General features: G+C 56.9%; 16 protein-coding genes and 1 riboswitch. Of the genes, 4 read left to right on the top strand and 12 right to left on the bottom strand.

The features are described 5' to 3' along the window. The 5 genes from AC1QQ2_RS03245 to AC1QQ2_RS03265 all read right to left on the bottom strand — a co-directional run bounded on the left by AC1QQ2_RS03245 (position 1) and on the right by AC1QQ2_RS03265 (position 6,977). Positions 1-678 (bottom strand): cell wall hydrolase, encoded by a 678-nt coding sequence (locus AC1QQ2_RS03245; protein WP_245918116.1) that lies wholly within the window; start codon positions 676-678, stop codon positions 1-3. A 145-nt stretch (positions 679-823) separates the two neighbouring features. Further along, a complete protein-coding gene (locus AC1QQ2_RS03250; RefSeq protein ID WP_105236296.1) occupies positions 824-3,328 on the bottom strand; it encodes a putative PEP-binding protein in 2,505 nt (834 codons plus the stop codon). Positions 3,329-3,454: 126 nt separating this feature from the next. Next, complete coding sequence (glyS, locus tag AC1QQ2_RS03255) at positions 3,455-5,515, bottom strand: glycine--tRNA ligase subunit beta (RefSeq protein ID WP_479712057.1); 2,061 nt, start codon at positions 5,513-5,515, stop codon at positions 3,455-3,457. After that, positions 5,515-6,012 carry a DUF6446 family protein gene (locus AC1QQ2_RS03260; RefSeq protein ID WP_479712058.1) on the bottom strand — a complete coding sequence of 166 codons (498 nt, stop codon included), beginning with the start codon at positions 6,010-6,012 and terminating at the stop codon, positions 5,515-5,517. Before AC1QQ2_RS03260 ends, glyS begins: the two co-directional genes overlap by 1 nt. A gap of 32 nt (positions 6,013-6,044) precedes the next feature. After that, positions 6,045-6,977 (bottom strand): glycine--tRNA ligase subunit alpha, encoded by a 933-nt coding sequence (locus AC1QQ2_RS03265; RefSeq protein ID WP_249945298.1) that lies wholly within the window; start codon positions 6,975-6,977, stop codon positions 6,045-6,047. Positions 6,978-7,150: 173 nt separating this feature from the next. Here AC1QQ2_RS03265 and AC1QQ2_RS03270 point away from each other — a divergent pair, with 173 nt between their 5' ends. Continuing rightward, positions 7,151-8,881, top strand: coding sequence for a trypsin-like peptidase domain-containing protein (locus AC1QQ2_RS03270; protein ID WP_479712059.1), 1,731 nt, complete (start codon positions 7,151-7,153; stop codon positions 8,879-8,881). 27 nt (positions 8,882-8,908) lie between these two features. Here the strand turns inward: AC1QQ2_RS03270 and AC1QQ2_RS03275 are convergent, their stop codons facing one another. From AC1QQ2_RS03275 to metZ, 4 genes are all read right to left on the bottom strand, one after another. Further along, positions 8,909-10,357 carry a TrkH family potassium uptake protein gene (locus AC1QQ2_RS03275; RefSeq protein WP_479712060.1) on the bottom strand — a complete coding sequence of 483 codons (1,449 nt, stop codon included), beginning with the start codon at positions 10,355-10,357 and terminating at the stop codon, positions 8,909-8,911. Positions 10,358-10,435: 78 nt separating this feature from the next. Continuing rightward, on the bottom strand, positions 10,436-10,663 hold the full coding sequence (locus AC1QQ2_RS03280; protein WP_105234529.1) for a hypothetical protein: 228 nt from the start codon (positions 10,661-10,663) through the stop codon (positions 10,436-10,438). A gap of 117 nt (positions 10,664-10,780) precedes the next feature. Beyond that, a complete protein-coding gene (gene folE2 / locus AC1QQ2_RS03285; RefSeq protein WP_479712121.1) occupies positions 10,781-11,881 on the bottom strand; it encodes a GTP cyclohydrolase FolE2 in 1,101 nt (366 codons plus the stop codon). A gap of 107 nt (positions 11,882-11,988) precedes the next feature. Further along, positions 11,989-13,167, bottom strand: a complete 1,179-nt coding sequence (metZ, locus tag AC1QQ2_RS03290) for an O-succinylhomoserine sulfhydrylase (protein WP_479712061.1) — start codon at positions 13,165-13,167, stop codon at positions 11,989-11,991. A 51-nt stretch (positions 13,168-13,218) separates the two neighbouring features. Continuing rightward, positions 13,219-13,295, bottom strand: a riboswitch (SAM riboswitch). A gap of 93 nt (positions 13,296-13,388) precedes the next feature. On the opposite strand from metZ, the gene AC1QQ2_RS03295 reads away from it, so the two are divergent. Next, positions 13,389-14,087, top strand: a complete 699-nt coding sequence (locus AC1QQ2_RS03295; protein WP_479712062.1) for a glutathione S-transferase N-terminal domain-containing protein — start codon at positions 13,389-13,391, stop codon at positions 14,085-14,087. Beyond that, positions 14,084-14,371, top strand: a complete 288-nt coding sequence (locus AC1QQ2_RS03300; protein WP_105234526.1) for a Dabb family protein — start codon at positions 14,084-14,086, stop codon at positions 14,369-14,371. Before AC1QQ2_RS03295 ends, AC1QQ2_RS03300 begins: the two co-directional genes overlap by 4 nt. Here the strand turns inward: AC1QQ2_RS03300 and AC1QQ2_RS03305 are convergent. The 3 genes from AC1QQ2_RS03305 to ftsY are packed head-to-tail and all read right to left on the bottom strand — an operon-like array spanning position 14,364 to position 17,059. Continuing rightward, positions 14,364-14,963, bottom strand: a complete 600-nt coding sequence (locus tag AC1QQ2_RS03305) for an inner membrane-spanning protein YciB (RefSeq protein ID WP_479712063.1) — start codon at positions 14,961-14,963, stop codon at positions 14,364-14,366. The genes AC1QQ2_RS03300 and AC1QQ2_RS03305 overlap by 8 nt on opposite strands. 1 nt (position 14,964) lies before the next feature. Next, entirely contained in the window at positions 14,965-15,867 is a 903-nt protein-coding gene (locus tag AC1QQ2_RS03310; protein ID WP_479712064.1) for a DMT family transporter, read from the bottom strand. 25 nt (positions 15,868-15,892) lie between these two features. Next, entirely contained in the window at positions 15,893-17,059 is a 1,167-nt protein-coding gene (gene ftsY, locus AC1QQ2_RS03315; RefSeq protein WP_479712065.1) for a signal recognition particle-docking protein FtsY, read from the bottom strand. A gap of 117 nt (positions 17,060-17,176) precedes the next feature. Here ftsY and AC1QQ2_RS03320 point away from each other — a divergent pair, with 117 nt between their 5' ends. Continuing rightward, positions 17,177-18,202, top strand: coding sequence for an alkane 1-monooxygenase (locus tag AC1QQ2_RS03320; protein WP_479712066.1), 1,026 nt, complete (start codon positions 17,177-17,179; stop codon positions 18,200-18,202). Positions 18,203-18,210: the final 8 nt, after the last annotated feature.

An 18,210-nucleotide genomic window follows, 5' to 3' on the forward strand; every position in this document is an offset into this window, starting at 1 on the left:
CTAGTTCGACGCCGTGCGGGTCGGCTGACGATAGAAAAGATGCGAGTCAATCGCTGCCGTCTGCGGGAAACGGCGGGCCCATGTCGGGTTCACGTTACGTGTGTGATAGTGGGTTGCACCTGCGGTCAGGTCACGCGGCGCACCGTCCAGCAACAGGCGGGCGACCTTACCAACCTCTTCCCATGCACCTCGTTCGTTGATCGCTTCGGCGCGACCATCGCAGGTGTAGGAAAACTGGCAGGCGTGCAAACGGCCTGTGCCCTGATTAACAACACCGCAGACCGAATTCGGGTAAGCGCTGCTATCAACACGGTTCAAGATCACTTCGCCGACAGCGAACTGACCTTTGAGGCTTTCACCGCGGGCTTCGAAATAAAGGGCTTCGGCGAGACATTCCCACTGGGCACCGCCGGACGCGCTCGGCATAGCGTCGAGGGTCGCGGTTTCGTACAGGCCAGCTGGGACAGTCGCGATGTTCCGCACTTCGGGCGCGGGCGGGGTCGCCAGAGCAGTCATGCTCGACGACGAAATCTCTGCGATGGCTTCACGCTCTTGCCCCAGCAAAGAGGACAGGCGGCTCGCCAAAAGGTTCTGTGCGGACGCATAAGCGCTGCCCGACAAAAGAAGCGCCGCAGTCATTGCGGCGCGGATCGTCATAGTGACGAGTGACTTCTTCATCACTCTGCTCCGGTTTCACGCGGTCTGCCCCACGCTGGCCGGAGGGGACTACAAGAAACATTAGAACAGAGTCTACCCACCCATTCGTGCAAATTTAAACACGAATGAGTGTTCCAGCAACATATCGCGCAATGGTCGAACTCGACTACCGCATACTGTTTCTGCGAGAGTCAGAAATTGCCAATTGTGCAGCAGAAAGTCGCGCAGATGGAACGCGGAACGGCGAACATGACACGTAATCAAAGCCTTGGCGGCGACAGAAGTCGATCGCGCTGCGGCTTCCGCCATGTTCACCACAGATCGAAAGCACCACATCGCGGCGACCCAAACGCCCCCGTTCAGCCCCGATTTTGAGCAACTCACCGACACCTTCGATGTCGAGAGTATGGAATGGATCTTCGGCGTAAACATGCGCATTGACGTAGGATGACATGAAACGGCCAGCGTCATCGCGGGACAAACCGTAAGTCATCTGGGTCAAATCGTTCGTCCCGAAGGACAAGAAGGCCGCGTATTGAACGATGTCTTCCGCCCGCAAGGCCGCCCGTGGCGTTTCAACCATGACGCCATAGCGATAGGTGAAATTGGTGCCTGTCTCGGCCCGCACGTGACCCGCAACGGCGTCGATCCGGCTCTTGACCAGTTCAACTTCGCGCATCGCGCTGACGAGCGGAATCATGATTTCAGGGACTACGGGGTCACCGGAACGGCTCGCCTCGACGGTCGCTTCAAAAATTGCACGCGCCTGCATGTCGTAAATTTCGGGATAGGTCAGACCCAACCGAACGCCCCGCATGCCAAGCATGGGGTTGTATTCAGACAGGGCTTCGACCCGCGCATTTACTTCGGACAGAGGCAGGGACAACTGTTCCGCCAATTCGCGATGGCCCGATTTGTCGGCGGGCAAGAATTCGTGCAAAGGCGGGTCAAACAGGCGGATACATACGGGTTTGCCCTGCATAATCTCGAACAACTCGATGAAATCGCCACGTTGCATCGGCAATAGGCGCTCGAGCACGGCGCGACGATCCTCTGAAGTATGCGCAAAGATCATCTCGCGCATCACACCCAAACGGTCCCCTTCAAAGAACATATGCTCCGTGCGGCAAAGCCCGATGCCTTGGGCCAGGAAGTTTCGTGCGGTCTGCGCATCGGCAGGCGTATCGGCGTTCGCACGCACGCCAATGTCACGGTATTCATCCGCCCATTTCAGCAATGTTTGGAACGCGTTATCCAGCGCGGGTTCTTCGAGCGTCGCCGTCCCTGCCAGAACATCGCCGGAAGAACCATCGACGGTGATTACCTCACCCTCGGCAAATTCGCGGCCGTCAGGTGCGATCATCACGCGACGTTTTTTATCAATCACGAGGTCTGAGGCGCCAACCACACAGGGCAGACCAAGACCGCGTCCGATCACAGCCGCGTGGCTGGTGATACCGCCGCGGACAGTCAGAACCGCATTGGCCGCATGCATCCCGCGAATATCCTCCGGCGTTGTCTCGCGACGAACGAGGATACAAGGCTCGCTCCGTGCGGCACTGGCCTGCGCATCATTCGCCGAAAACACAATGCGCCCGACCGCAGCACCGGGGCTCGCTGCGATCCCGCGAACGATCCGATCGCGTTCGGTCATCGGCGCGACTTGACGGTGGAGCAATTCAGACAGAACCGCAGGATCAACCCGCATCACGGCTTCATCGGTTGGGATAATCCCATCCTCGGCTAGCGCAACGGCAATACGCACTGACGCGCGGTTGGATCGCTGAACCCGAACACCGTCAAGGATATGCAACTTACCGTTTTCAATCGTGAATTCGATCTGCATTTCCTCGCGCAGACGAACACGAACCAATTCGCCAAATCGGACGAGCTCTGCGAACAACTCGGGCAGTTCCTCTTCGACGGATGGACCGCGCCCGTCTTGAACGAGGTACAGTGCGCCCTTCGCAGCAGACAGGGCCTCGCGGCCTTGGCTTTGGCTTAGGTAACGCCCTTTGATCCGACGTTCGCCCGTGACTTCGTCCACGAATTGAATGACGCCAGACCCAGATGTCCCCTGCCCCACGCCCAAGGCGATCCGCTGAACGACGAGACCAAGACCCGCATCAATCGGCGCACCTTTGGCCTGCCGCAACAAGCGTGCCGTTGTCCCATCCCACGCCCGCGCCATCGAACGCAGAACTTCGCCCAACTGCTGAACGGGGTCTTGGGGGAAAACCTCATCGGTTTCGTATTCAAACGCATCCAACATCACGCGCACCGATTCCAGTGTCGGCGTGTCGGGCAGGTAGAACGGCTCTGGATCGAGGCGGGCCACCTGCACAGCGTAGGACTGAATGAACCGCAGATAAATCGCGGTCGCCGCTTCTTCGCCGATTTCGGCGCACAGAGCAGCGTGGCGTTCGTCGTTCATCCCGATATTCAGAATGGCCGAAGGACCGCCCCAATCGGGATCTTGGCTCGACGGACGGACGGACAGAAGAGGCGCATCACCGAATGGCGCGATCAGCTCTTCCATGTCGGGCATCTGACCGCGTGCAATATCGCGCACCGCATCGAACGACAGCGCGACCGTCGTCGGCACAGGCATGTCCAAGCGCACCAAACGCTGCAAACATTTCGCCCGTCCGCCATGCACCGATGGCGACATCGAAGCGGTCGGGGTGATTAGAGTAATCGGGTCGTAAATACGGTCTTGCTGCACTGCGGCGAACTCCTTGCTGCGATGCACTTTAGAGCAAGCGCGATTCGCAGCAAGGGTAACGTGACGGTTTTATTAACCTTCGACGCGCGAAAGATCGGCCACAGAGGTACAAATCGTCCGAATACGCGACAGAAGGTTCAGTCGGTTGCGACGGATGATCTCGTTCTCCGAGTTCACCTGAACCGCTTCAAAGAACCCATCGATCGGAGCACGCAGGGACGCCATCGCCGACATAGCTGCGGCAAAGTCCTCAGCCTTCATCGCAGGTGCAATCGCGGCCTCTGCGGTATCGAGCGCCGCAAAGAGCGCCTTTTCCGCATCGCCTTCGGCGAATTTCACATCCGCACCGAACGAATATTCGACGCCGTCTTTGTCTTCGGCTTGGGACAGGATGTTCGACGCACGTTTGTAACCTTGCAGAAGGTTGGTGCCGTCCTCGGTGCCCATCATGTCCTGCAGCGCTCGTGCCCGTTTGACCAACAGCGCGATGTCATCGCTGCCGTCCATCGCAAGACAAGCGTCGATCACGTCGTGACGGATGCCTTCGTCGCGGAGGAACACTTTGAGACGATCATGGAAGAACGACAGGAGGTCTGCCGCATCCGCGCCAGCGTTTGCCTTTGCGATGACGTCAGACAGTTTCAAGGTCAGGCCATTCGACAGGATCAAACGGATCACACCGAGGGCTGCACGACGCAGTGCGAACGGGTCTTTGGAACCTGTGGGTTTCTCGTCAATCGCCCAGAATCCAGTCAACGTGTCGAGTTTATCAGCGAGCGCCACAGCCACGGAAACGGCTTCGGTCGGAACGTCGTCAGACGGGCCTAGCGGGCTGTAGTGGTCGCGGCAAGCATCAGCTACCGCATCGGACAGCTTTGCACTTTTCGCGTAATAACGACCCATGATCCCCTGCAATTCAGGGAATTCATAGACCATTTCCGATGACAGGTCACATTTAGCGACTTTCGCTGCCAGCTCTGCCTCTGCCGCATCCGCACCAACAACAGGTGCAAGTTCTTTGGCCAGTGCCGCGATGCGCGCGATGCGTTCAGCCTGCGAACCGAGCTTGTTGTGGAAGGTCACATTGGCGAGCGGAGCGCCCATCGCCTCGAGCCCTTCGCGCTCTACCGTGCGCAGGTCGTTTTCCCAGAAGAACTTTGCATCGGACAGACGCGCAAAGAGAACCTTCTGGTTGCCCTTCAAGATCGTCGCACCTTGATCGGCGGTCTCAATGTTGGCGACCGTGATGAACTTTTCGATACGTCCCGTTTTCGGATTCCGAACCGAGAAGAACTTCTGGTGCTCTTTCATCGAGGTTTGCAGAACCTCTGGCGGGAGACCGAGGAAGGCGTCGTCAATCGAACCCATCAGAACGACGGGCCATTCAACCAGACCCGACACTTCGGCCAACAGGCCTTTGTCATCGACGACTTCCAGACCCGCAGCGAATGCCATGTTGGTGGCGTCCTGCCAGATCGCATCGGCGCGTTCGTCCGCACGCAGGATAACCTTCGCGCGTTTTAGTTTCGCCTCGTAGTCATCAAACCCAGTGACCGTAAAGGCGTCAGGCGCCATGAAACGGTGCCCTTTGGTCGTGTTCGATGAGGTGATGCCGTCGATATCAACAGGAACGACTTCGTTGCCGTCAGCATCAGATAGGATACAAACGATGGAATGCAGCGGACGCACCCAACGCAGCGGGCCAGCGCCCCAGCGCATGGACTTCGGCCATGGGAAATTGCGGATCGTTTGTTCGAGAACCTCTGCGATCACCTCCGCCGCTTTGCGGCCCGGCTTTTCAATCACAGCGAAATAGGCCTGACCCTTTTTCTGGTCACGCACTTCCAACTGATCAATCGTCAGACCTGTCGAACGCAGGAACCCTTCGATGGCTTGTTCTGGTGCGGTGGTCGCTGGGCCCTTGCGCTCTTCGCGCACAGGTTTGGATTCCGCCAGAAGATCATCAATCGACAACGTCAAACGGCGCGGGGTCGAAAAGGCAGCGGCGCCAGCATAGGTCAAACCGGCTTCGACCAGTCCATCGGTGACCATCTTGCGCAGATCGTCAGCCGCTTTGGCCTGCATACGTGCGGGGATTTCTTCAGAGAAAAGTTCGATCAGAAGATTTGGCATTAGTTTGTCCCTTCGACGGGTGTCGGGCATCCTTCGGGCAGCGGATCGCCGTTGAATTTGGCTTCGCCACATTTGTTGATCTGGTGCCAGACATAGCCATGTCCGTCGCCCGTAAAGGCCACCACGCGATCAACGCCGTAGGTGATATTTTCATGACCCATAAAGGCCACAGCTTCACCAGTTTCGAGAGCTGCGCCGACGTTGCTCGCGTCGTAGCAATCGAACCAGTTCGGTCCGTTCAGCGGCACTGGGTCTGCATACATTTCATAATTGTCGGTCAGCGACCCCATGCTGATCGGTGTCGAGAAACACGCGCGGAAACGGATCGGAGAGCTATCGCTATCGATCGCCTCGAACCCTTCGGTCATGATACCTTCTGGCTGGCCAGTATGGATCGAGGTCAGTTCAACCTCGCCAAACGATGCAGCGTCCACGCGATCATAGAAAGCGTAGACCTGATTGTAGTAAAGAACAGCACCAGCCAGAAGCGCAGACACAACAATCCCCGAAAGAGCCACTTTTACCGCATTCATTCGGCAGCCTCGGCGGTATACCCACCGGCCTCTGTCTGAACGAAGGCGTCCGCACACAGCTTTGCCAAGGCACGAACACGGCCGATATAGGCCTGACGTTCGGTGACCGAAATCACGCCACGTGCGTCGAGCAAGTTGAACAGGTGCGATGCCTTAATGCACTGGTCGTATGCAGGGTGCGCCATGACGATGCGCTTGCCCGTTTTCGGATCAACCGCGGGGTTGTCGAGGATACGCTGACATTCAGCCTCTGCATCGATGAAGTGACGCAAGAGCTTTTCGGTATCCGCCGCATCAAAGTTATGGCGCGAATATTCTTCTTCGGTCTGACGGAAGATGTCGCCATATTTCAGCGCAATCGGAGCGTCTGGATCGTTGAATGGCATATCCATCACGTGATCCACGCCAAGGACATACATCGCCAGACGTTCGAGGCCGTAGGTCAATTCGCCCGAGACAGGTTTACAGTCGTGACCGCCAACCTGCTGGAAATAGGTGAACTGCGACACTTCCATGCCATCGCACCAAACTTCCCAGCCAAGGCCCCACGCACCCAAGGTCGGGGATTCCCAGTCGTCCTCAACAAAGCGGACGTCATGCAGACCAAGGTCGATACCGATCGCCTGAAGCGAACCAAGGTAAAGGTCCTGAAGATCAGGCGGCGACGGTTTGATCAGCACTTGATACTGATAGTAGTGCTGCAGACGGTTCGGGTTTTCACCATAGCGACCATCGGTCGGACGGCGGGACGGCTGAACATAGGCCGCAGCCCACGCCCGATCACCGAGCGAACGCAATGTCGTCGCAGGGTGGAAGGTGCCAGCACCAACCTCCATGTCGTAGGGTTGCAGAACTGCGCAGCCCTTTTCAGCCCAGTAGGTCTGGAGCCTCAGGATGATCTCTTGGAAAGAACGGGGTTTATCGGCCATGGTCGCCCTCTTTTCGGTTCCGCGCCTGAATAGGCTGCACATGGGGCGGGGTCAATTGGGGCGTCGGTGTCACATTCGCTTCAATGCAGTTATTTTCGGGCGTCGGGGGCTTGGTAATGCCCGTCGAGTGGTGTCATAAAGCCCCATACTTTGACTGTAGAATTGGGAACAGTATGATCCGTCGCCTATCCGTTTTTCTTATTTTTGTGTTTACGTCCTTTTCTGCGGCTGCCCAGCAGTCGTCTTGGGTCCAACTCGAAGCGCACCCCACATTGACCGCCGCACAGGATGCAGCGCGTAAATATGCGGCTGAGCTGGACGATGTGAACGGATTCTATCTGGGTTCAGATTGGTATGGCGTGGCGCTCGGGCCCTACACCCGTCCTGATGCCGAAGCCCTGCGCCGTCAGCTGCGCAACTCAGGCCAAATCCCGCGTGATGCGTTTGTCAGCGACGGCGAACGCTTTGGCCAACAATTCTGGCCGATTGGCGTTGGTGCACCGATCAAACCGCAACCGCTGCCGACAGAAACGGCCGACCTCCCCGTTGTGACGATTGTTCCTGATGAAGCACCTGCGGAACCCGCCGTTGTCGACGAAACACTGGCCGAGGCCCGCGCGAGCGAAGCGGCGCTGGACCGTGGCGAACGTGAGATGCTTCAGATCGCGCTGAAATGGGCAGGGTTCTACAACTCCTCCATCGACGGCGCCTTTGGTCGTGGCACCCGTGCCTCCATGAGCGCATGGCAAGAAGCGAACGGCTACACCAACACGGGCGTTCTGACCACGCTTCAACGTGCCGACCTCTTGGCGCAATACAACGCCGTCCTCCAGGGTCTGGACATGGAATTGATCCGTGACGACGCCACAGGCATCGCCATTGAAATCCCGACCGGCGCTGTCGAATTCAAAGCATATGACTCCCCCTTCGCGCGGTTCGAAGAAAAGGATGGGTCGGGCGTAACGGTCCTGCTGATTTCGCAGCCTGGTGATCGGACGCGGTTCTTTGGTCTTTATGAAATCCTGCAAACACTGGAAATCGTGCCGACAACGGGTGACCGCAATCGCCGCGATAGCTCGTTTGAAATCGAAGGCGTGAATGACAGCATCCACACCTATGTGACTGCGTCGCTCTCTGGTGGTCAGATCAAGGGGTTTGCCCTCGTTTGGCCCGCTGGTGACGACGAACGCCGCACCCGCGTGACCGAGATCATGAAAGCGAGCTTTGAAACGTTGGACGGCGTTCTCAACCCCGCCCAAGCTGCCGACGAACAGTCCATTGATCTGGTCTCTGGCCTCGCAATCCGTAAACCGCAACTCGCACGCTCTGGATTCTATGTGGACGGCGCGGGCACTGTTGTGACAGCAGCAACCACCGTTGCGAACTGTGAACGGGTGACGCTGGACGATAGTTTCGACGCAGATGTTGTGTTCAACGACGGCAGCGTTGCCATCCTGCGTCCGCAGAGCCGTCTTGCCCCGATGGGGTCGGCGGACATTCAAACCGCCCTGCCCCGCATCCAGTCGCAAATCACCGTGGGTGGTTATCCCTACGGCGGCGCGCTCACCTTGCCGACGCTGACCTTTGGGACACTTGCTGATGTGCGTGGCTTGGACGGAAATGACAGCACCCTGCGCCTAAACATGCAGACCGAGGATGGCGACATTGGTGGTCCGGTGTTCGACAATGGCGGTGCTGTGATCGGCATGCTCTTGCCGCACCCTGCCACGGGTAATCAAGTCCTGCCTGAAGAGGTCAGCTTTGCTTATTCCGCTCAGGGCATTTTGAACGCGCTCACTTCGGCAGGGGTGACGGCAAGAACAACGGACTCGATGGCTTACATGCCGCCAGAAACGCTCACATCCATGGCGTCAGACATGACCGTCTTGGTCAGCTGCTGGTAATGAATTGGGGCGCTTCGGCGCCCCTTTTTACGAGCGCCAGAACCGTGGCAGGATGAGAACGAACACCGAAACGATCTCTAGCCGTCCCAAGAGCATTCCCAAGATCATCAACCATTTCGCCGTATCTGGGAACGGATGCACTGCGCCCGACGGTCCAACCTCTGGGCCGAACACGGGACCGATATTAAAGATCGCTGTCCACGCCCCAGTGATCGCCGCAAAAAAGCTAAGCCCCGTCATGCCCATCAGAACAACCAGAATGCCGAAGGTCATCACAAAGCAGCTAAAAAGCAGCATCACGGAACTTAAGACCTCGTCGCTCACGGCCCGACCTTCGAACCGAACGGATACAACGCGGCTCGGGCTATAAAGACGCTGAATTTGGGCCGAAATCGCACGCAGCATAAACTGATAGCGGAACACTTTGATCGAACAGCCCGTCGACCCCGAACAGCCGCCAATCATGCCTACGGCAAATAAGATCGCAAAGGCAAATGGCCCCCAAGCGACCACATCCCCGTCGCCATAGCCCGTTCCAGAGAAAATCGAGACAACGTTGAACAAGGTCGAGCGGAACATCTCTTCGCTGTAGTCCCCGTGCGAGAACATACGAAACACCACGATCAGCGCAGTCGCGTAGAGCGTCCATGTGAAATAGGCCCGCACCTGCGCGTCTTGGAACAAGGGTTTCGGATCACCTGTGACCATTTGCAAAAATCGCAAGAACGGCACTGAGGCAAGGAACATAAAGACCACAGCGACATACTGCGGCGCACCAGGGAACGCGGCGAAGGATGCATCCGAGGTCGAATAGCCCCCCGTCGCAATCGTCGTGAAGGCATGCACGATCGATTCCTGCATGTTCATCCCAGAGATCCCGTAACAAACCGCACAGAGCACCGTGAGACCGATGTAGATATTCAGCAGGCCCTTTGCGATGTCCAAGGCACGGGGCAGCGATTTGCCCGAGGTATCAAAGCCCTCGGACTGAAAGAACTGCATCCCGCCGACTTTCATCACGGGCAGAAAAATCATTGCAACAATGACAATCCCAAGCCCACCAAGCCATTGCAGGATTCCGCGCCAAAGTAGAATGCCGTAAGAGTGGGTTTCGAGCCCTTCAATCGCCGTGGCCCCTGTCGTGGTCATGCCCGACATGGATTCGAACATCGCATCAACGAGCGAAAGCTGGGTTTCCCCGATCATAAACGGAATAGCCCCGAAGGCGGGCAAAGCGATCCAAACACCTGTGGTGAGGATAAAGCTCTGTTTGAGCGTCAACCCATCGCCCAATTGGTTCGAGCAGGCCAAGGCGAGAAACACCCCAGCCATAGTTGTCAGTACCGAACTTTGCAGAAAGGTCTGCCATTCGGGGTCGTTGTGAAAAAGGTCGAACAGCATCGGGGCGACCATGGTCAACCCCATTACGGCTGTCAGCAATCCTATCACGTATCCAACTGGGCGCATATCAATCATGGCCGAAGGCTTGGCGTTAGGCTGCTTGTCTGTCAAGCCGCGACACGGGCAAATTCCCTGCCGCGGATCACATCATCATCAAACGTAGAACATATCGCGGAAGACGTGAACGGCGATCTGATCACGACGAAGACCCATCGCAGCCAGCTGTTCATCGGTCTTTGCGTTAAGAGCAGCAAATTCGCCAGCGCGGGATTTGCGTTCCCCATAAGCCTTAAAACCGCGACCAAGAGCAGAAACGAACTGGTCGAATTTCTCGCGAAGCGGCGCTGCGTCAAAGGTCGGATTAACTGCGATTTGTGCCATTTTGGAACATCCATGTAGAACGGGTTGTTTCCCTCATACATGAACGATAGCGCCAATAGGTCAGTATGCGCACCGTTGTTTTTGCATTGCAGCATTTCGCCTGCTGCAATGCAGAACTTATCCGACGTGGAACAACGTTGTGAACAAACGCGGGTCAATGCTGTCGCTATCAAAGGTCTCCCCCTCGACCAAGACCGACACAGCGTCATGGCTGTGCAGGCTCTCTTGGTGGCTGGCCACTACGCGGAAATCGCCAACACGCGGGTCCCGCTGAAGCTGCTCGCAGAAGAGACGCGCCGCATCTTCGACAAAGATCGGATTGGCTGCGTTGAGTTCGGCGAATGCCTGTTCGTCTTCGCGCTTAACCATCACTTGGGTCTCGGTCGGGACAGCAACACGCGCCATGTCGATCAGATCTTCGAACCATAGCATCGGGCCGTCTTCCATCACCGCCGACATACGGGCCACAGAGCGCTGCGAATGCGGCGTGGCCAACTGACCACGGAATTGGCGCGCGTGTTCGGACAGTTCGAGCGAACAGGGGCATGTCGACGAATAGACGTAATCGAGATGGATTATCTTTTTGCGCACGCCTGCGCGTTCAACCAGTTCGAGCGCGATATCGTAATACTGGAACCCCTCAAGCCCCGAACGCAGCGAACGAACCTTCATCGGAAAACGGAACCGCATCTGGATACGCGCATCAAAGCTTTCGAGATCGGCCATATAGGCGTCCAGCGCGTTCTCCATAACCTCAAAGCTGAACGTCTGCTCGGAGTGCTTGTAGAAGGACCGCATGATGCGGGACATGTTGATGCCCTTCTTTTCCGCTTCAAGGCTCACCGTCCCCGTCACAGAGGTTTCGAGCGTCACATCACCATTGTCGCGGGTGTGAAACCGGATAGGAAGGCGGAAGTTCGATATCCCGACGTGCTGGATTTGCTGCTTTGCCCCTTTGATCAGGCTGCTCGGCCCGTTCTGGAGGTCAGGCATAGACGCCTTGTAGTCCTCATCCACCACGAAATCTTCGGGATAGGCGCGAGCGAGGGCTGGGTAGTTTGAAACCTCTTGCCCAGGGATCAGGCGCGACACGAGAGGATCGAGCGTTGCCACCTCTTCGGGTGTGGCATCGCCTGCCCAGCGCCGCAAAAGCGCCAGCGCCGCCTCGGCTTCTTCGCGCGACGGTTCGCGGTCCATGTCAGACGAGTGGATATTCATGTCGGAGCCTCCCGCAGGTGCAGCACGCCCCACTATATGGGATGCGCGCGACAGTTTTCCATCAAATGCGAAGGGAATACGCTTGGAACCGTCGCGCGGATCACTCATCAGATGGCATCCAATGCTTGTTTCAGGTCTGCCAACAGATCGTCAGCATCCTCAAGGCCACAGGACACACGCACCAAACCAGGTGTGATACCCAACGTGTCTTTCTGATCCTGAGGCAAACGCTGGTGCGTTGTGGTCGCAGGATGGGTCACCAGCGACTTGCTGTCCGCAAAGTTGTTGGTGATCGTGAAAATCTTGAGCGCGTTGAGGAACCGGAAGCATTCTTCTTTGCCGCCTTTCACATCGATCGCCAGAACAGTGCCGACGCCCTCGTATTGCGACTTCGCCAATTCGTACTGAGGATGACGCGGATCAAGAGGGTAGCTCACCGAGTTCAGCTTTGTATGACCGGCAAGCGCATCAGCCAATTTCAACGCGGTTTCAGACTGCTGACCCACGCGCAGGAACAGAGTATCGAGCGATTTCAGCATGACCCAAGCGTTGAACGGGCTCATCGCGCCGCCCGTGTGTTTGAGGTATGCCTCGACCGGCCCACGAACGAGCTCTTTTTTGCCCAGAACCATACCGCCAAGGCAGCGACCCTGGCCGTCTACGTGTTTGGTGGTCGAATAGACGATAAGATCAACACCCAACTCGCCAGCGATCGAATATGCAGGCGTGACCATCGCGTTGTCACACACAACAATCGCGCCATTGGCATGCGCCAGTTCAACGACAGACTTCATGTCGATCACTTCGAGCGTCGGGTTCGAAATCGATTCAAAGAAGACAACTTTGGTGTCGGGACGGATCGCAGCCTTCCACGCATCCAGATCACGACCATCGACCAGCGTCAGTTCGACGCCAAACCGTTGCAGCACGTCCTCGAGGATATAGAGGCACGATCCGAACAACGCGCGGCTCGACACAATGTGATCGCCAGCCTTCAGCATCGACATCAGCGCACCGTTCACCGCCGCCATACCCGAAGCTGTGGCAAATCCTGCCTCAACGCCCTCAAGGTCGGCCATACGATCTTCGAGCATAGCAACGGTCGGGTTGCCATAGCGCGCATAGATAAATTCATCTTCGCCGAGTTTCACAAAACGGGCCTCTGCCTGTTCTGCGGTTTCGTAGACAAAGCCCTGCGTCAGAAAAATCGCCTCGGACAGTTCGTTATACTGGCTGCGGCGGGTGCCCGAATGCACGGCGCGAGTACGTTTGGAAAGTTTGTCCATGTCTTTGTTCCTTACGGCCATTAAAAAACCCCTACACCGAATAAAGGGAGCAGGGGTTGGCCTGTTTCCTTTTTAGCGGTTTGTTTAACGTGGCCCGCAATCCGGTTCAAATCGCCACGGCAGAGTGGTTACGCCGTTGTGACATTCTGGTCAAGGAAAACGGCCTTGCGGCCCAGCGCGAAACGCGCATTGTGACCCCACCTTGCGAACAGGAGTTTCAGATGACCGCTGCAATCGATCTCTACTACTGGCCGACGCCAAACGGCAAAAAGATCACCATAGCCTTGGGTGAGATGGGCTTGGACTACAACCTGATCCCGATCAACATCGGGGCGGGCGACCAATTCGCACCAGACTTCCTTGCCATTGCGCCGAACAATCGCATGCCCGCCATCGTTGACCGTGATGGCCCCGACGGCGAACCGATCTCTATTTTTGAATCGGGGGCGATCCTGCAATACCTCGCGCGGAAAACTGGACAATTCGGCGGTTTGACAGAGCGCGAACGGGTGATGATCGAACAGTGGCTGATGTGGCAAATGGGCGGCGTGGGGCCGATGGCAGGTCAGGCGCATCACTTCCTCAAATACGCGCCCGATATGTCCCCGCCCCAAGTGCTCCCCTACGCGCAAGACCGTTATCGCAATGAGGTTGGCCGCCTCTATCGCATCTTGGACAAGCAGCTCCAGGACAAAGAGTACGTCTGCGGCGAATATTCAATCGCGGATATGGCGATCTACCCTTGGGCCGCTAGCTGGGAAGGTCAGCAGCAAACGCTTGACGACAAACCGAACTTTGCCGCGTGGTTGGCGCGTATGGCCGCACGTCCCGAAGTTGCAAAAGGGATGGAAGTCGGAGCCGAACTGCGCCAAAAGGCCTTCTCAAAAGAAGAAATGGAACGGCTGTTCAAACAAAAATGATACGTCACATCGTCTTTTTCACAGCGAAGTCACCAGATGATCGCGACACCGTTTTCCAAGGGCTCAAACTCTTGGAAAACATCAAAGAGTGCCGCCATATCGAAATCGGTGAAAACCTGAACTCTGATCCCATCAGCCCCAATGGCCCAGATTTCATTGTCTATGCTGAATTTGACGATGCCGAACAGCTAGCGGCCTACAAGGCTGACCCGCTCTACGCTGAATCGATCCGCATTGTGCGCCCTCTGCGCGACATGCGGATCGCCGCGGATTTCTTTACTTAGGCTCTTCGATCAAGAACCGCTGGAGCGTCACAATCTGCGACCAGAGGAACAAGAACAGGACCACGGGGAACGCAAAGGTTTCGAGCGTGACCCAAAGTTCCTCGCTCTGCGTACGCCAGATGAATTCATTAGCGGCTGCCAGACCTGCAAAGAACACAGTCAGACGGCGGGTGAGGATCATCCACCCTTCGCGCTGCATAGGCAGAAACTCTCCCATCACATATTCGAGCCAGCTCTGACCACGTAGCAACCCGATACCGAGCAGCAGCGAGAAGAGCCCGTAAACAATTGAGGTCTTCATTTTAAAGAAGGCCTCATCATTGAACCATGCGGTCAACCCACCGAAGAAGATCACCATGATCGCGGTGAAGACCTGCATCCGCGATAGTTTTTTCGTGAGAAACCAAAGCACGGCCATGGCTGCCAGAAGCACAGGAATGAACACGACTGCCGCGACGATAAAGCCGGAATAGTCAGTGCCTGCAATAGTATAGGTGTTATCTTTGATCTTAATGTAGAGCAGGAAGAACACCAATGTCGGCCCCAGTTCCAGCACCTGTTTCAGGATCGGATTGATCGGTTTTGCTGACATTCTAGCCTCCCATTTCCACAATGATTGCCCCTATGGCAATCAAAGTCATCAGCGCCAAACGGCGCGGCCCCACCTTTTCACCCAAGATGAACCATCCAATCAAGGCCGCAAAAACGGTAGAAGTTTCACGAAGCACCGCTGCTTCGCCGACCTTGACCAACCGCGTCGCGATCATCACGCCGCCAAAGCTGATCCACCCAATCACAGCCCCCGCAAATCCACGCCACATCAGCGGGCCGATTTGGGGACGTTCACCAGATTTGCGCAACTTCAGGATCGCGATGATGGGCATATCTACGCCCGACAGGAAAAAGAACCACGCAAGGAAGGTAAACGGATCAGTCGCCTGACGAATGCCCCACGCGTCATAGGTCGTGTAGACCGCAACCATCAAACCACAAAGGACCGCCCAGACGAGCGCGACTTTGACCCGCCACGGGTCGATCACTTCTTCGCTCAGGTTGCGCAGCGCCAAAAGGAGGATCCCCCCCGACAGGCACGCCACGCCGAGCCATTGAACCAGTGTGAAATGTTCGTGAAAGACGACCGAGGCAAAAATCACTGTGACCAGCGGGCCAGAGCCGCGCACAACGGGATAGACCACCGTGTAGGCCGCGTATTCGTAGGCCAGCGCCATCGTCACCTTGTAGATGAAATGGATCACCATAGCGCCAGCGAGGACACCCCACATCGCGCCTTCAGGCCACGGAACAACGAACAGCGCGACAGGGGCTGAGACGAGCGTGAACCACAGGTCAATCGACCCACGCGCCACCCACGGATCGTGTTTGCCCTTTTGCAACGCACCGAAAGCTGCGTGGGCCAAAGCTGCCGTCAAAACCAACAGTGTCGCTAGTTGCCGACCTTGGTCCGTGCCTTCGAGAGAAACGAGCCACTCACCCATTGGACAGACGGACTAGTTTCGGCATTTAGTTCAGACCAACCAGTGCTTTGGCGAAATCTTCGGGATCGAAGGGTGCAAGGTCGTCGATCTGTTCACCGACACCGATCGCGTGGATCGGCAGGCCGAATTTATCAGCAAGCGCGACCAGAACGCCGCCTTTTGCCGTGCCGTCAAGTTTCGTCATCACTAGGCCCGATACATCCGCGAGTTTCTGGAACGCATCGACCTGCATGATCGCGTTTTGACCCGTAGTCGCATCCAACACCAACAGCGTGTTATGCGGCGCATCGGGGTCTTTCTTACGGATCACGCGGACGATTTTCGACAGTTCTTCCATCAAATCCTGACGGTTCTGCAAACGGCCCGCTGTATCAATCATCAGCAGGTCAGCACCATCCTCGTGAGCCTTTGTCATCGCGTCAAAAGCGAGACTCGCAGGGTCCGACCCTTCGGGTGCGGTCAGGACAGGCACGCCAGCGCGCTGCCCCCAAACTTGCAATTGTTCAACAGCCGCCGCACGGAACGTATCGCCAGCTGCGATCACCACCGATTTACCAGCGGCCTTAAACTGGCTCGCCAACTTACCGATGGTCGTGGTTTTGCCCGACCCATTCACGCCGACCACCAAAACCACCTGCGGTTTCTTTGCATAGATCGGCAGGGGACGAGCCACGGGTTCCATGATGCGGGTGACTTCGTCGGCGAGAAGCTGTTTGATTTCTTCGACCGACAGCTTTTTGCCCATACGACCTTCGGCCATGCTCGACGTGACACGGAGCGCGGTATCGACACCCATATCAGCGGCAATCAACAACTCTTCGAGCTGTTCGAGCATATCATCGTCAAGCGTCCGGCGCGGCGCATCAGGCTTGCGCCCGAGCATAAGACCCAAGATGCCGGGCTTCGCGGATTCCTCGGTGGGCGCGTCTTCGATCAATGGCATCGGCGTGACGGTCAACTGAACCGGAGCGACAGGCGCAGGTGCAACCTCAGGCTCGTCCTCTACCTCAACCTTAGGCTCGTCGTCTTCGACTTCAACGGACTGCTCTTCGATCACCTCTTCAACGATGGGATCAAGCTCTTCCTCGGCGGGTAGATAATCCTCTGCCTCTTCGACAATAGCCTCCAGCCCCTCATCGATTTTCGACGAAGATTTGGTTAAACGGTCACGAAGTTTCTTGAAGAACGACATAAGTAAGCCCTGAACCGGTTTTACCATCACCTAATGGCAACGGAGAGCGATGGAAAGACCTGCGCCACTGGTCAGTCGCGATTAGGGGGCATATCACTGCACCAACAGGAGAGTCCCATGCGCCCAATGACGCTTTTTACGATTGCGACACTGACACCGCTGCCCCTGATCGTGCTTGCTGCGCTGACGGGCGGATGGTGGGCGCTGCTCGCGCCGCTTTACATGACCCTGATGACCGCATCGCTGGACGAATTGGTGAAACGGATCACGCCCACCGTGCCCGAGGCCGAATTTCCTGTGGCAGATCGGTTATCAGTCGCAATCGCCCTTGGTCAGTTTTGTGTATTAGCAGCAGTCACTTACGGGATGGGTCTCGGCCTAAGCGGTTGGGAAAAGGTCGGGGTATTTGTGGCAACAGGGCTCTACCTCGGGCAGGTTGGCAATTCGAATGCCCATGAACTGATCCATCGCGGCAGCCGTTTTCTGCACGACTTGGGTATGTGGGCCTATATCTCGGTCCTCTTTGGGCATCACACTTCGGCGCACGTTCTGATCCACCACCGCTTTGTCGCAACCAAGTCGGACCCCAATTCCGCTCGCAAAGGTGAAAGTTTCTACCGATTTGCTCCTCGGGCATGGGTCGGATCGTTCCGTGCGGGCCTCAAAGCGGAATCAGAGCGGCTGAAACGTGCGGAACGGGCCTCGTGGAGGCATCCCTACATCATTTACATCGGCGGGGCGCTTTTGATGATCTGCGCGGCCTATTTGATTGGCGGTAAGATCGGCCTCTTTTGGTATCTCGCCATTGCAGGTTTCGCCCAAGTGCAGTTACTGATGTCGGACTATGTTCAGCATTACGGCCTCCAACGCCATGTGACCGAGGACGGTAAAGCTGAACCTGTTGCGGGCCGTCACAGTTGGAACAGCCCGCATTGGTTTTCATCCGCGCTGATGCTCAATGCGCCGCGCCATTCGGACCACCACGCGCACCCTGCCCGCCCCTACCCTGCCTTGGAGTTGGGCGAAAACCCGATGCTACCGCGTTCGCTCCCCGTTATGGCCTGCGTCGCGCTATATCCACGGTTCTGGCGCAAGGTCATGGACCCACGCGCAGCAAAATGGCGGTCGGTCACCAAAACCTGAATTGAGCG

The sequence above is a fragment of the Aestuarium sp. genome (genome assembly GCF_023253315.1).
Classification (GTDB): Bacteria; Pseudomonadota; Alphaproteobacteria; order Rhodobacterales; family Rhodobacteraceae; genus Marivivens; species Marivivens donghaensis.